At 73.8% G+C, this 13568-nt stretch carries 12 protein-coding genes, 1 tRNA gene and 1 other RNA gene; 12 read left to right on the forward strand and 2 right to left on the reverse strand.

The genetic code is table 11. The features are described from left to right. From AB4880_RS11460 to AB4880_RS11505, 10 genes are all read left to right on the forward strand, one after another. The coding region (locus AB4880_RS11460) for a hypothetical protein (protein ID WP_367919369.1) at positions 1 to 988 on the forward strand (988 nt) is incomplete at its 5' end. A gap of 483 nt (positions 989 to 1471) precedes the next feature. Continuing rightward, positions 1472 to 1798: a WXG100 family type VII secretion target gene (locus AB4880_RS11465; RefSeq protein WP_367919370.1), complete on the forward strand. Its 327-nt coding sequence runs from the start codon at positions 1472 to 1474 to the stop codon at positions 1796 to 1798. Between the two features lie 29 nt (positions 1799 to 1827). After that, entirely contained in the window at positions 1828 to 2130 is a 303-nt protein-coding gene (locus AB4880_RS11470) for a WXG100 family type VII secretion target (protein ID WP_367919371.1), read from the forward strand. 133 nt (positions 2131 to 2263) lie between these two features. Then, positions 2264 to 3646, forward strand: a complete 1383-nt coding sequence (gene eccD / locus AB4880_RS11475; protein ID WP_367919372.1) for a type VII secretion integral membrane protein EccD — start codon at positions 2264 to 2266, stop codon at positions 3644 to 3646. 3 nt (positions 3647 to 3649) lie between these two features. Then, positions 3650 to 5056, forward strand: a complete 1407-nt coding sequence (gene eccB, locus AB4880_RS11480) for a type VII secretion protein EccB (protein WP_367919373.1) — start codon at positions 3650 to 3652, stop codon at positions 5054 to 5056. Then, the gene (locus tag AB4880_RS11485) at positions 5047 to 6219 is read left to right on the forward strand and encodes a S8 family serine peptidase (RefSeq protein WP_367919374.1); all 1173 of its coding nucleotides are present in this window, start codon (positions 5047 to 5049) and stop codon (positions 6217 to 6219) included. The genes eccB and AB4880_RS11485 overlap by 10 nt, the downstream gene beginning before the upstream one ends. Before the next feature lie 119 nt (positions 6220 to 6338). Further along, positions 6339 to 7793 (forward strand): APC family permease, encoded by a 1455-nt coding sequence (locus tag AB4880_RS11490; protein WP_367919375.1) that lies wholly within the window; start codon positions 6339 to 6341, stop codon positions 7791 to 7793. Further along, positions 7790 to 8485, forward strand: a complete 696-nt coding sequence (locus AB4880_RS11495; protein WP_367919376.1) for an SDR family NAD(P)-dependent oxidoreductase — start codon at positions 7790 to 7792, stop codon at positions 8483 to 8485. The genes AB4880_RS11490 and AB4880_RS11495 overlap by 4 nt, the downstream gene beginning before the upstream one ends. Continuing rightward, the gene (locus AB4880_RS11500; protein ID WP_367919377.1) at positions 8485 to 9264 is read left to right on the forward strand and encodes an SDR family NAD(P)-dependent oxidoreductase; all 780 of its coding nucleotides are present in this window, start codon (positions 8485 to 8487) and stop codon (positions 9262 to 9264) included. Before AB4880_RS11495 ends, AB4880_RS11500 begins: the two co-directional genes overlap by 1 nt. A 29-nt stretch (positions 9265 to 9293) precedes the next feature. Then, complete coding sequence (locus tag AB4880_RS11505; protein WP_367919378.1) at positions 9294 to 10184, forward strand: polysaccharide deacetylase family protein; 891 nt, start codon at positions 9294 to 9296, stop codon at positions 10182 to 10184. A 200-nt stretch (positions 10185 to 10384) separates the two neighbouring features. On the opposite strand, the gene AB4880_RS11510 is transcribed toward AB4880_RS11505, so the two are convergent. Then, positions 10385 to 10473, reverse strand: a tRNA-Ser gene (locus AB4880_RS11510). A gap of 59 nt (positions 10474 to 10532) precedes the next feature. Beyond that, positions 10533 to 11366, reverse strand: a complete 834-nt coding sequence (locus AB4880_RS11515) for a PHP domain-containing protein (RefSeq protein ID WP_367919379.1) — start codon at positions 11364 to 11366, stop codon at positions 10533 to 10535. Positions 11367 to 11536: 170 nt separating this feature from the next. Between AB4880_RS11515 and ffs the strand changes: the two genes are divergently transcribed. Beyond that, positions 11537 to 11627, forward strand: an RNA gene (gene ffs, locus AB4880_RS11520) — signal recognition particle sRNA small type. Between the two features lie 112 nt (positions 11628 to 11739). Then, the coding region (locus tag AB4880_RS11525; protein WP_367919380.1) for a DNA polymerase III subunit gamma and tau at positions 11740 to 13568 on the forward strand (1829 nt) is incomplete at its 3' end.

Consider the following 13568-nt stretch of genomic DNA (forward strand, 5'->3'; position numbering starts at 1 on the left):
CCGGCGCTGGCCGGTCGCCGCCGGCCTGCTCGCCGCCGCCGTCGTCGGTGCGGCCCCGATCGGCGCCCTGGCCGCGCAGCGGGTGCTCGCCGCGCCCGCGTTCGCCGCCGCCGGAGTGCTCGCCCTCGTCTGGGATCCCCTGCCCGAGCGGCTGCCCACGGTCCTCGGCACCGCCGCGCTCGCCGCCGCCGTCGCCGCCGCGGTCGGCCGCGCGCTCGCCGATCCGGAGGACCGGCCGGTCGACGCGCTGCGGGTGTGGATGGTCGTCGGTGCCGCCTGGTTCGTGATCGCGGGCCTGGGCGCCCTGACCGGCGCCGAGCCGCAGGTGGTGTGGGCGATCCTCTTCCTGCTCGCGGTGCTCGCGGCCCGGTTCGTGCCGGAGGTCGCCGTCGACGTCCCCGACCAGTACCTGCTCGACCTCGAGCGGCTCGCCGTCACCGCGTGGTCCGCGCGCGAACGTCCCAAGGGACGGCGCGGGCGGATCGTCGTACCTCCTCAGGCGGTGCAGGCCGTCGCCGCGCGCGGCACCCGCACGGTGACCGCCGCGACCGCGGCGATCCTCGCCGTCGTCGCGGTGAGCGCGCCCCTGCTGCTCGCCACCGCCGACCTGCCGCTCGACCGGACGGGTGCCCGCTGCCTGGTCGGCTTCGGCGGCGCAGCGCTGCTCTTCGCGGCCCGCAGCTATCGGCACGTGCTGGCCGGGCGACTGCTCCGGCTGGCCGGCGTCTTCGCGCTCGTCGTCCTCGCGGTGGTCGTGCTCGGCATCGCCGGCCCCGGGACGACGGGCCCGGTGGGCCTGATCGCCGTCCTCTCTATCCTGCTGGCCGCGGCCCTGGTGCTGGTCGCCGTCCTCGTCGGCCGCGGGTGGCGCTCGGCGTGGTGGGCGCGCCGGGCCGAGATCGGCGAGGCGATCTGTGGCGCGGCGGCCGTCGGCTCGGTCGTGGTCGCCGTGGGCTTCTTCCGGTTCCTGTGGGAAGCCACGAGCTGACGTCGGCCTGAGGGCGGCCGACCCGGCACAAGCTGGCTCGCGAAATGCGCCGACCCGGCAGAAACTGGCTCGCGAAACGCGCTGACCCGGCGCAAGCTGGCTCGCGCCGACGAGCCTGTTGGGGGCTGGTGTGGCGGGGTTGGTCGGCGGCCGCTGCCGTCCTTGACGGCGGGTCCCGGCCGGTCGGCTGGGCGGGCGCGACTTGCCGGCGCTCGCTGCGCTCGCGCCGGCGCTGACGCGGCCGCCCTCCTGGCTCGCTTCGCTCGGCCGGTCGGCTCGCAGAGGGTGATCGGCGTGGATTGCATCAACCTGGTTCACGCGATCCACGCCGATGTCCGGAACCCGCACGCGGAAAACTGTGGACGCAGGTTTAGCCCCCTCCGGCCCACGGGTAGCACCCCTCGCGTCGGCTCTTTGGCAGTGCTCGGGAGCCCGTCAAGAGAATCCGAGGCGGCCGGACCGCCCTGACCCAAGGAGCAGGACATGACTGGAGGAGCCCCTGACTTCGGCCACGGCGCCGGGGCACTCAAGAAGATGGCCGAGCGCGTGCAGCAGGCCAAGGAGGAGTTCGCGCGTCACTCGCAGACCCTCGACGGGCAGATCGGCGAGATGCGCGGCAAGTGGGACGGCGCGGGCGGCCGGGCGTTCACCCAGCTCCACGTCGCGTGGACCGAGAAGCACAAGGTCGTCAACGACGCCCTCGACGGCTTCTACAACTCGCTCGTCCAGACCGAGGCCGACAACGTCGCGTCCGACGAGCAGGTCGGTGGCGGCTTCGCTCAGCTGAGCAACCGCCTCGGCCCCCAGTGACCGCCCTCTGACCCGCAAGGAGAACCACGATGACTGACAACCTCGACGCTCTGCGCGTCAACCACGCGGCCCTCGACACCGCCGCGGAGAACATGTACGCCACCGTCAAGCGGATGGACGAGAGCCTCAACAGCCTCGAGTCCGACCTCGAGCCCTACCGGCGCGAGTGGAGCGGTGAGCAGCAGCAGTCCTACACGCAGGCCAAGCAGGCGTGGGACTTCGCGATGCAGGAGATGCGCGACCTTCTCGACAAGAGCAAGGAGACCGTCTACCAGTCGAACGCCGAGTACCAGGCGGCCGACCGCCGCGGCGCCAACCGCTTCATCCACTGAAGCGCTTGCACCGCATCCCGACAGCAGGAGGGGCCGACCACGCGGTCGGTCCCTCCGTTGCTGTCCGGATCGGTGTTCCGTCCTGGGGTGTCCCTAGGATCGGTGTCCCTAGCTCTCGGGAAGGGTTGAGCAGATGACGCAAGCGCCTCGCGCGACCGGCACGGTCGCCTCCGGCCTGGTCCGGGTCACGGTGACCTCCGGCACCCGCCGGGTCGATCTGGTGCTCCCCGGCGCGGTCCCGGTGGCCGAGCTGCTGCCCGAGCTGGCCCGCAGCGTCGGCCTGCTCGACCCGGCGACGGTCCACGGCGGCTACCGGGTCGGCACGTCCGACGGACGCCGGCTCGCGCTCGACACCGGCCTCACCCTGCAGGGCGTCGAGGACGGCGGCCTGCTCACCGTGACCGCGGGCGTCGACGACCCGTCGCCGCGCGTCTACGACGACGTGGTCGAGGCGATGACCGACGTCGTCGAGCACGACCTCGAGCCGTGGCGCCCGGCCACCGGACGCCGTACGGCGCTGGTGGCGGCGGGCCTCTTCCTCGCGCTCGGCGCGGCCTCCCTGCTGGTGCAGCGTGGCTCGACCCTCGCCGCCGCCGCGACCGCGCTCGTGGCGCTGGTGCTGTGCGCCGGCGCGATCGTGCTGTCCCGCGCCCAGCGCGAGCCCGAGGCCGGCGTGGGCGTGGCCTGGCTCGGCGCGGGCTATGCCGCGGTCGCCGGCGTGATGCTCACCGCCGACGGCGAGCACTGGTTCGCCGATCCGCTCGCGGCCGCGGGCGCCGGCGCCCTGGTCGCCGGCGTGGTCTGCCTGATCGGCCTGGGCGGCGGCCGCACCCTCGTCTTCCCGCCGATCGTCGTCGGCGCGCTCGCGCTGGCGGTCGGCCTCTACCTGCGCTCCTCGCCCGACGGGTTCGCGCCCGCCCCGCTGCTGACGACGGTGCTGGCGCTCGTCGTCCTCGCGGGCAGCGTCTTCCCGTGGCTCGCGCTCGGCGCGACCTCGACCCGCATCGACCAGCTCTACACGCCGGCCGACATCACCACCGATCCCGACGACATCGAGCCCGACCTGGTCGCGGCCGATGCGCGGATCGCCCACGAGATCCTGCTCGCGATCTCCGGCACGGTCGGCCTGCTGCTCGTCCTCGTCGCGCCGCTCTCCGTCAGCCTCGGCGTCACCGGCACGCTGCTCGCCGTCGACGCCTCGCTCATCGTCATGCTGCGCACCCGTCAATACCGCACCGGCAGCGAGGTCCTGGTCGGCCTGTGCTCCGGCATCGCGGGCATCGCGGCCACGGCGCTCGCCGTCCTGGCGCTGCACCCCGACTGGCGGCCCACGCTCGCCGTCGTCCTCGCGGTGATCGGAGCGGTGCTGCTCGTCGCGACGCTCAGCCCCGCCGCCCCCTCCGTACGACGGGGCCGGCTCGGCGACGTCCTGGAGTCGACCGCGCTGCTCACCCTGCTGCCGCTGCTGGTCGTCGCGATCGGACTGTTCGGCCGGGTCCACGAGTGGGCGAGCTGACCGGTGGCCACCAAGAAGGACCTCGTCGAGGCGTACTCGTTCAGTCGCCGCCGACTCGTCACCGCCTTCGTCTCCGGCGCGCCCGGCGGCCGTGAGGTCGAGCCCGCGCGGCCCGGCCGGATGGTCGTCGGTGGCGTGGCCCTCGCGATCCTGCTCGTGGCCGCGGCCGCCATCGCCGGCACGCTGGCCAAGCGGGCCGAGGTCGAGTGGGACAAGCCCGGCCTCGTGACCGACGACCGGGGCGCGCTCTACATCATCCTCGACGAGTCCTCGATCCCCGGACAGCCGCGGCTGCGACCGGTCATCAACGTGACCTCGGCCCAGCTGATCCTCGGCGCCGACGTCAAGACCCGCAAGGTGCCCGAGCAGGAGCTCGCCGACCGACGCAAGGGCCCGCCGATCGGCATCCTCGACGCGCCCGCGACGGTGCCGCGTCCCGATCAGCTCATCGAGTCCGGCTGGACGTCGTGCACGGGCACCGGGCTCGGCCTGAAGACCGCGGTCCAGGCCGACGCGCTGGTCACCCGGATGCCGACCCGGGCGGTCCTGGTGCAGGGCGCGACCAGCAAGGCGCGCTATCTGATCGCCGAGGCCGACGTCGCCGGCCACCCGCGCCGCGCCTACCGCTACCCGATGCCCGACGACGACGCGCTGGCGTTCTCGCTGCACGTCGCGCCGAGCAGCACGGTCACCGTCCCCGACGCCTGGCTCGAGCTGTTCCCGACCGGCGGCCCGCTCAGCAAGGACGGGATCGGCCTCACCGGGCTCGGCGGGCCGGCCGGCCAGGAGGAGTTCCCCGGCGGCCGGGTCGGCGACTGGTTCCACGACGACGCCGGTCAGGAGTTCGCGCTGACCCAGCGGGGCGTGGTCGAGCTGACGCCGGTCGCGGCCGCCGTCCTCAAGCGGATCGCGCTCCCCGGCGGCGGCGCGCCGAAGGAGCTGACCTACACCTCCGGCATGTCCTTCCACGCGGTGCCGGCGCCCTACGCCGCCGCGATGTGGCCGCGCGCGCTGCCCACCGGCACCGTCGAGGCGCAGGACCAGGTGTGTGCCGAGCTGGTCACCGGCAAGGGCGACACACCGGCCGCGTTGCTGGCCACCGCGCCGCAGGGCGCCGCCAGCGCCGAGGGCGTCGCGGCCGACGAGCGCGACATCGACGTCGAGTCCGGACGCGGGGCGCTGGTGCGCTCGGCCGACTGGATCACCGCGACCGGCGGCTCGCCGCACCTGGTCGACGACCGCGGCTACAGCTACCCCGTCGCGGGTGACGTCGAGATCGGCAACCTCGGCTATGCCGACGTGCCCGCCCTGGTCGTGCCCGACGTGTGGAACAAGCTGTTCGAGCCCGGCCCCGAGCTCTCGCTGGACGACGCGCTCTGCCCGCCGTCGAGGACCCAGAAGTGCGGCTGATCCCCGGACGCCGTACCGCCGCGGGGGCCGTGCTCGCCGGCGTCCTTCTGGCCCTGCCGACTGTCCCCGCGTCCGCGGGCGTCGCGCGTGCGGCCGTCGAGGGGCCCGACTGCCTGAGCCTGCGCTCCGACAGCGACGAGCGGACCGTGAAGGGGCCCAACACGGCCAACGAGACACTGCAGGTCCCCCGCGCGCAGGAGCTCGCGCGCGCCCGGGGCGCCGGCGTGACGGTGATCGTCGTCGACAGCACCGACCAGAGCGCCCACGGGACGGCGGTCGGCGGCATCGTCGTCGGCCGCGACCAGACGGCGCCGACCGAGGTCGGCGTCGGCATCGCACCGGAGGCCGGCCTGCAGTCGCGGCCGTTCTACGACGTCCCGGCCGGCAACGGCGGCGGTGACAACGGCCGCGAGCCGTCGTCGAGCGCGCTCGCCGGCGTCCTCGACGGCATCCACCCCGGCAAGCGGACCATCGTGCTGGTGCCCACCCAGGTCGCCCGGTCGGCGGCGCTCGAGAACGCCCTCGACCGGCTGACCCGCGCCGGCGCGCTGGTGGTCGCCGCGGCCGGGGACCGGCCCGCGGAGGGCGTCTTCCCCGACCAGCTCGCCACCCGCAAGGCCGGTGAGGACGCCGCCGGCGTGATCTGGCCCGCCGCCCACCCCGGGGTGCTGTCGGTGAGCGCGTCCGACCCCGGCGCGTGGGACCAGGGCACGGTGCTGCGCAACTCGGGCGTCGACCTCGCCGCCCCCGGCGCCGACACCGTCTCCATCGGCCTCAACGGCGGCCACTGCGCGCTGACCCAGGCGTCGAGCGCGTGGGCCGCGGCCGAGGTCGCGGGCGTCGCGGCCCTGGTCTGGAGCGCCTTCCCGACCGACGACGCCGCCCGCCTGACCACCCGGCTCGAGCAGACCGCCAGCGGCAACGGCGGCCCGACCAGCCCGCGCATCGGCTACGGCGTGGTCCAGCCGGTCGAGGCCCTGCAGCGCCGGCTCGACGCGATGAGCCGGCCCCGCGCCGAGCCGCCGGTGCCCGCCCAGGCCCCGCGGCCGGCCGCCGACGTCCTCGCCACCACGCGGTCGCGTGCCGTGTGGTGGGGGCTCGGCGGGGGCGCGGCGCTCGTCGTCCTGGTGGTGCTGCGGCCGCTGCTCGCGCGGCGGCGCTGAGCCTTAGACATTCGCACAAAGCGCTGGTGCGAAGGTGTGGCTCCCCACGCCTGTCCCCAGGTGACGCCGGTCACCCAGAGTGAGGCCGTCTCGGACCATCACCTCGAGGAGGCCATCGCGTGGGACTGCAGAGCCCGGAGAACACCGCGGACCCGCGGGTCGCCGTACCGACCGACAGTGGACCCGAGACGCTGAACCGGGGCTTCGGCTTCCGTGCGGCGCTGTCGCTCGCGTTCGCCGACATCTCCCCGATCGTGGCGCTGTACGCGATCTTCGCGCTCGGCCTGTTCGCCGCCGGGCCGCGCTTCTTCTGGGCGTTCCCGATCGTGCTGGCCGGGCAGCTGCTCGTCGCGCTGGTCTTCGGCGAGCTCGCCTCCCGCTGGCCCTACGCCGGCAGCGTCTACCAGTGGGCCCGCCACGCGCGTGGCACCACGTGGGGCTGGACGGCGGCGTGGGCCTACATGTGGGGCCTCACCCTGACGCTGTCGACGATGGCGTACGCCGCGGCGACCTTCCTGCTCGAGGTGTTCGGCGTCGCGTCACCCAGCCGGTGGCTGCAGGTCGCGGTCGCGCTGGCGATCATCGGCTTCGGCACCGCGGCCAACATGATCGGCCGCCAGTTCCTCAAGGTGATGATCGTCGCCAGCATCCTGTGTGAGCTGTTCGGCTCGGTGGTGCTGGGCGTCGTCCTGCTGGTCTTCCACCGGGTCAACCCGGTCTCGACGCTCTTCGACGGCCTGCCCGATCAGCACGGCGGCGGGCTGAGCACGATGCTCGTCGCGGTCGCCTTCGTCGGCTGGGCCTTCCTCGGCTTCGAGTCGGCCGGCTCGATCGCGGAGGAGGTCGAGGACCCGGAGCGCAACGTCCCCAAGGCGATCGTCGGTGCGCTGCTGCTGGTCGGCACGATCGTGATGTTCTCGGCGGCCGCGGTCATCCTCGCGATCCCCGACCTCGGCGCCGTCCTCACCGCGAAGACCGGCGACCCCGTGTCCGCGACCCTCACCACGCAGCTCGGCGCGTCCATCGCGAAGCCGCTGCTCGTCATGTTCGTCATCGGCTTCGTGTCGGCCTTCCTCGCCGTCCAGTCCGCGGTGTCGCGGGCAGTCTTCGGCATGGCCCGGGACGGCGCCCTGCCGGGCTCGGCCGCGCTGGCGCAGCTCGGCGGCCCGGAGCGGATGCCGATCCGCGCGATCGGCCTGACCGCCGTCGTCTCCGCGCTCTTCCTGCTGTTCGCCGGCTCGGACCTCTACAACGTGCTCGTGAACTTCTCGGTGATGGGCCCCTACATCGCCTTCGCGGTGCCGGTCTTCGCCGCCGCGCTCGCCCGGCTCGGCGGTCGCTGGGTCCCGGGCCGGTTCTCGCTCGGTCGCTGGGGAGGCATGGTCACCTACGCCGCCGCGCTCTGGCTGGCCTTCGAGATCCTCAACGTCCTCTGGCCGCGCACGCAGCCCGGCCAGCCCTGGTACATCGAATGGAGCATGGTGATCAGCTTGGTCGGACTGGGCATCGTCGGCGCCGTCGTCTACGCGACGTGCCGGCACCGGATCAGCGAGCCGGTGGGGGAGCGGTCATGAGCGCCGCGGCTCCCGTCGCCGTCGTCACCGGCGCAGCCTCGGGCATCGGCGCGGCCGTGTGTCGCGCGCTGGAGGCGACCGGCTGGACCGTGGTCGGCGTCGACATGCGCCGCCCCGACCACCTCGCGCACTCCTTCGTCTGCGACGTCTCCGACCCGCACGCGGTCAAGGCCGCGTTCGCCCGGATCGAGGCCGAGATCGGCGCGGTGGGCGCGCTGGTCACGGCCGCGGGGCACTACGAGTTCGCGCCGATCGGCGAGATCACCGAGGACCAGTGGAGCCGGATGATGCGGGTCCACATCGGCGGTCTGCTCAACCCGCTGCGCGCCGTACTGCCCGGCATGATCGAGCGCCAGGACGGTGCGGTCGTCGCGATCTCCTCCGAGCTCGGCATCGGCGGCACCGAGAGCGAGGCCCACTACTCGGCCGCGAAGGGCGCGATCCTCGGTCTGGTGCGGAGCCTCGGGTCGGAGGTCGCCGGGCACAACGTCCGGGTCAACGCGGTCGCGCCTGGGCCGACCGACACCCCGCTGCTGCCCGCAGCACAGCGGACGCCGGAGTACCTGGCGTCGCTGCCGGCCCGCGCCCTCGGCCAGCCCGAGGACATCGCGCAGGCCGTGCAGTTCCTGGTCGACGAGGGCGGCTTCTGCTTCGGCGAAGTGATGTCCCCCAACATGGGAGCGGTGATCTGATGAGCGAGTACGTCCTGCCCCGGCACCAGGAGGGCCGGATCGCGGTCGTCACCGGCGCGACCCAGGGCATCGGCCGCGCGATCGCGCTGCGGCTCGCCGCCGAGGGCGCCCGCGTCGGCGTCAACGGCCGGGCCGACACCGAGCAGATGCGCGAGGTCGTCGAGCTGACCGGGGGCTTCCCGGTCGTGGCCGACATGGCCGACGCGGCGTCGGTGCGCAGCGCCTTCGCGACGGTCGAGCAGGAGCAGGGGGTGGTCGACGTCCTGGTCTGCAATGCGGCGTACATGTCGATGAGCCCGATCCTCGAGCACCCGCTCGACGACTGGTGGCGCAATATCGACACCAACCTGACCGGCACCTACCGCTGCGTGCAGTCGGTGCTGCCCGGGATGCGTCGCACCGGGCGCGGCAACATCATCGTGATCACGTCCGAGTGGGGCGTGGTGGGCTGGCCGAACGCCACGGCGTACGCGTCGTCCAAGGCCGGGCTGATCGCGCTGACCAAGTCGCTCGGGCGCGAGCTGGCTCCGGAGAACATCACCGTCAACGCGGTCGCGCCGGGCATCATCGACACCCCGCAGCTGCAGGTCGACGCCGACGACGCCGGGCTGACGCTGGAGGAGATGCACCAGCAGTACGGCGCCGAGATCCCCGCCGGCCGGATCGGCCGTCCCGAGGAGATCGCAGGCACCGTCGCGCTGCTCGCCCGGCCCGGCCTGAAGGCCTTCGTCGGCCAGGTCCTCTCCGCCAACGGCGGCAGCACCCGCGCCCGCGCCTGACCCACCCGCACCCTCGAAGGGACCCCCGCATGACCACTGGCGACGCCACCCAGCCCGCCGCCCCCGTCGCCTGGCCGAAGGGCTTCCGGGCCGCGGCCAACCTCGGCTTCGACCTCGACTCCGAGGACGTCGCGCTGACCGTCGACCGCGGCACCCGCGACCGGCTGTCGGTGATGAGCCACCAGGCCTACGGCGCCCTCACCGGCGTCCCGCGCGTCCTCGACCTGCTCGACCGCTTCGACCTCAAGGCCACCTTCTTCGCGCCCGGCTACACCGTCGAGCGCTACCCGGACCTGCTCCGCCGGATCCGCGACGCCGGCCACGAGATCGCCCACCACGGCTACCTGCACGAAGCGATGGCCGGCCTGTCGTACGACGAGGAGGCCGCGATCATCGACCGCGGGCTCGAGTCGCTCGACAAGGTCCTGGGCGTGCGGCCCGTCGGCTACCGCGCGCCGCTGTGGGAGACGTCGTACGCGACCCCGGAGATCCTGCTCGACCGCGGCTTCCTCTACGACTCGAGCCTGATGGACTCCGACCTCCCCTACGAGCTGGCCGAGCGCCCCGGCGACGGCGCCCGCTCGATCGTCGAGATCCCCGTGTCGTGGGCGCTCGACGACTGGGAGCAGTTCGCCTTCGTGCCGGAGGTCTTCGGCCCCGGCGTCATCGAGGACCCGGCCAAGGCCCTCTCGATGTGGACCGGCGAGCTCACCGAGGCCTACCGCTACGAGTCCTGCTTCACCCTCACCATCCACCCCTTCCTGAGCGGACGGCTCGGGCGGCTCCGGGCCCTGGAGTCGCTGCTGGAGACGATGGCGGGGATGTCGGAGCTGTGGGTCACCACGTGCGGCGAGATCGCCGAGCACGTGCGTTCGCTGGACCTGACGCCGCGGGTGTTCCCGAAGCCGGAGATCGACTGAGCCGGCCGACGTGCCGGCTGTGGCCGGTGTGACCTGAGTGAAGTGGGAGTCGCCCGGTGGGCGGCTCCCACTCGTCTTGGTACGTGCGGCGGCCCGGCCCCCACCAAGCAGAACGGCCCCCACCAAGCAGAACGGCCCCCACCAAGCAGAACGGCCCCCACCAAGCAGAACGGCCCCCACCAAGGTCGGTGCCGTTCGGATGGCGGAGCTGGGGGGATTCGAACCCCCGAGGGCTGTTAACCCAACCCGCTTTCCAAGCGAGCGCCATAGGCCACTAGGCGACAGCTCCGTGGGAGAGGTTACCGGCAGATGGACGAGGGCGTGGAATCGGGACGCACGCCGGACCGGCTAGGCCCGGTGCCAGAGCCCCAGCGGATCCCGCGGCGCCCGGAAGCCCACCGTCTCCGCCATCGCCGCCGCCTCGCGGAAGCCGTGCGCGACCAGGTCCGGCCGGTGCGCGTCGGAGGCGAAGCTGATCGCCTCGCCGCCGAGCTCGTGCCACCACTGCAGCAGAACCACGGGCATCGGGAGGCGGGTGTTGACCTCGAGGGCCTTGCCGCGGTCGCGGAGCAGGGTGAGGACGTGGCGGTAGCGGTCGGCGAAGTCGGCGGCGTCGAACGCCAGGTCGGGCGGCCAGCCCCGCACCGGGTAGTCGATGTGGGCGAGCACCTGGAAGTCGTCGTACGACGTGACCAGGCGGGCGAGCTCGTCGAGATAGTCCGCGACCACCTGGTGCGGCGGGACGTGCGCATAGTGCTGCCCGGTGTCGACGTGGCCGGCGGCGACGGGCGCGGAGTGCAGCGACGCCAGCACCCGGGTGAAGGCACCCGAGGCCACCAGTTCGGAGACGGCCGCGGCGTGCCAGTGGGGCTCGCCCAGCTCGACCCCGGTGAGGATCGCGAGCGACGGGTAGCGCGTCCGGCACCGCTCGACGGAGGCGAGATAGCCCTCGACGTCGAACGGCGGCGGGCGCAGCATGCCCTCGACCAGGCCGTGGCGGGTCCAGTCGGCCGGGAGCTCGTCGCCGTCGGCCACGGTCCAGGCGGTGTGGTCGACGTGCTCCGTGAACGCGATCGAGGGCAGGCCGAGCTGCGCCGCGCGGGCGCAGGCGGCGTCCATGTCGCCGGCGGCCGTGTCCCACGACCACTGGCTGTGCACATGGTTGTCGCCGGGGAGTCTCACGGCAGGGCCGGCCTCGTGCGCGGCCCCACGCCGAGCGTCTCGGCAGGGCCCCGGCCGGTCTCGTCCACGGCCTCCGACCCCAGCGTGCCCATCACCGTCACATTATGGAACGCCGCTCGTGCGTGACGCTGATGTGAGGCTGCGCGACCCCATCCTCTAAAGTGGTCGGCAACCCCCCACGTGGCGGTATCTCACCCAACTCCCCCAGGGCCGGAAGGCAGCAAGGGTAAGTGAGCTCTATCGGGTACGTGGGGGGCCTTTTGCTTGGCTCGCGCCAAGCCTCGGCGCCGACGTTCGATCGGCGGGTTGGTCGGTGGTCACGGTTCGGGCGGGTGACCTGGGTGATGTCGGACCCAGTGGTTAGTGTTCTGACGTGGACTCCCCGCTCGCGCTCTACCGCCGCTACCGGCCCGAGACCTTCGCCGAGGTGATCGGGCAGGAGCACGTCACCGAGCCGCTGCGCGCCGCCCTCGCCGGCAACCGGGTCAACCACGCCTATCTCTTCTCCGGCCCGCGTGGCTGTGGCAAGACCACCAGCGCCCGGATCCTGGCCCGCGCGCTCAACTGCGAGCGGGCGCCGATCGCCGACCCGTGCGGCGAGTGCGAGAGCTGCCGCGACCTGGCCCGCAACGGTCCGGGGTCGATCGACGTGATCGAGATCGACGCGGCGTCCCACGGTGGCGTCGACGACGCGCGCGACCTGCGCGAGAAGGCGTTCTTCGCGCCGGTCAAGAGTCGCTACAAGGTCTACATCATCGATGAGGCCCACATGGTCACCACGCAGGGCTTCAACGCCCTGCTCAAGCTGGTCGAGGAGCCGCCGCCGCACCTGCGGTTCATCTTCGCCACGACCGAGCCGGAGAAGGTCATCCCGACCATCCGCTCGCGCACCCACCACTACCCGTTCCGGCTGATCCCGCCGCGGCTGCTGACGTCCTACCTCACCGAGCTCTGCGACCGCGAGGGCGTCGCCATCGAGCCCGCCGCGCTGCCGCTCGTGGTCCGCGCGGGCGCCGGCTCGGCCCGCGACACGCTCTCGGTCCTCGACCAGCTGCTCGGCGGCGCGGGGCCCCAGGGTGTCACCTACGACCTGGCCAGCGGACTGCTCGGCTACACCCCCGACACGCTGCTCGACGACGTCGTCTCGGCGTTCGCGGCGGGCGACGGCTCGGCGGTGTTCGGCGTGGTCGACAAGGTGATCGAGACCGGCCAGGACCCGCGCCGCTTCACCGAGGACCTGCTCCGCCGCCTGCGCGACCTGGTCATCATCTCGGCCGTCCCCGACGCGGCCGCCTCCGGACTGCTCGACGTCTCCGGCGACCAGGCCGACCGCCTCGTCGCCCAGGCCAACGCCTTCGGGCGCGCCGAGCTCACCCGCGCTGCCGACCTGATCGCCGCCGGCCTGACCGACATGCGCGGCGCCACCGCGCCGCGGCTGCTGCTCGAGCTGATCTGTGCCCGGGTCCTGCTGCCCGCCGCCGACCACACCACCGAGGGCGTCCTCGCCCGGCTCGACCGGCTCGAGCGGCGCGCCTCGATCAGCGGTACGACGTCCGCCGAGTCGGCCCCGGCCCCGGCTCCGGCCGCGATCCCGGTCCAGGACCGCCCGGCGCCCTCGCGCGCCGAGCGGGCCGCGCCCGAGCTGGCCGAGGACCGCCCGGCGGCTCCTGCGCCGACCGCTCCCGCCCCCGCCCCGGTGGCGGCGGCCGAGCCCACCCCGGAGCCCCCGGCTCCCACCCCCGCGCCCACGCCGGCGCCGGAGCCGGTCACCCCCGCGGCCTCGGCCCCCGCTCCGGCTGCGGCCGCCCCCGAGCCGGCTGCCCCGGCCGCCGCGGCGGCCCCGACGGGCAGCGGACTGACCCTCGTCGACATCCGCCGCCTCTGGCCCTCGGTCATCGACCGGGTCAAGAGCGTCAAGCGGGTCACCTGGATCCACCTGACCCAGAACTCCCAGGTCGTCGGCTTCAACGGAGCGGTCCTGAGCCTCGGGTTCCAGTCCGACGGCCCGCGCAAGTCGTTCGAGACCGGCGGCCACGCCGACATCGTCCAGCAGGCCGTGATCGACGAGATCGGCGCGACCGTCCGGATCGAGGCGATCATCGACCCGGGCGCCGACCCCAACGCCCGCCCGCCGGCCGCGCCCCCGCCGGCCCAGGCCCCCGCCCCGGCCGCCGCGGCCCCGGCCGGACGCGATGCCGGCGG

Origin of the sequence: Nocardioides ginsengisoli, from assembly GCF_039537225.1 — a bacterium.
In the GTDB taxonomy this organism is placed as follows: domain Bacteria; phylum Actinomycetota; class Actinomycetes; order Propionibacteriales; family Nocardioidaceae; genus Nocardioides; species Nocardioides ginsengisoli.

What these genes read in the sequence shown, in the direction of transcription:
- AB4880_RS11465 (WP_367919370.1), top strand. Translation starts at nt 1,472, where the DNA reads ATGACTGGAGGAGCCCCTGACTTCGGCCACGGCGCCGGGGCACTCAAG.
- AB4880_RS11470 (WP_367919371.1), top strand. Translation starts at nt 1,828, where the DNA reads ATGACTGACAACCTCGACGCTCTGCGCGTCAACCACGCGGCCCTCGAC.
- eccD (WP_367919372.1), top strand. Translation starts at nt 2,264, where the DNA reads ATGACGCAAGCGCCTCGCGCGACCGGCACGGTCGCCTCCGGCCTGGTC.
- AB4880_RS11495 (WP_367919376.1), top strand. Translation starts at nt 7,790, where the DNA reads ATGAGCGCCGCGGCTCCCGTCGCCGTCGTCACCGGCGCAGCCTCGGGC.
- AB4880_RS11500 (WP_367919377.1), top strand. Translation starts at nt 8,485, where the DNA reads ATGAGCGAGTACGTCCTGCCCCGGCACCAGGAGGGCCGGATCGCGGTC.
- AB4880_RS11505 (WP_367919378.1), top strand. Translation starts at nt 9,294, where the DNA reads ATGACCACTGGCGACGCCACCCAGCCCGCCGCCCCCGTCGCCTGGCCG.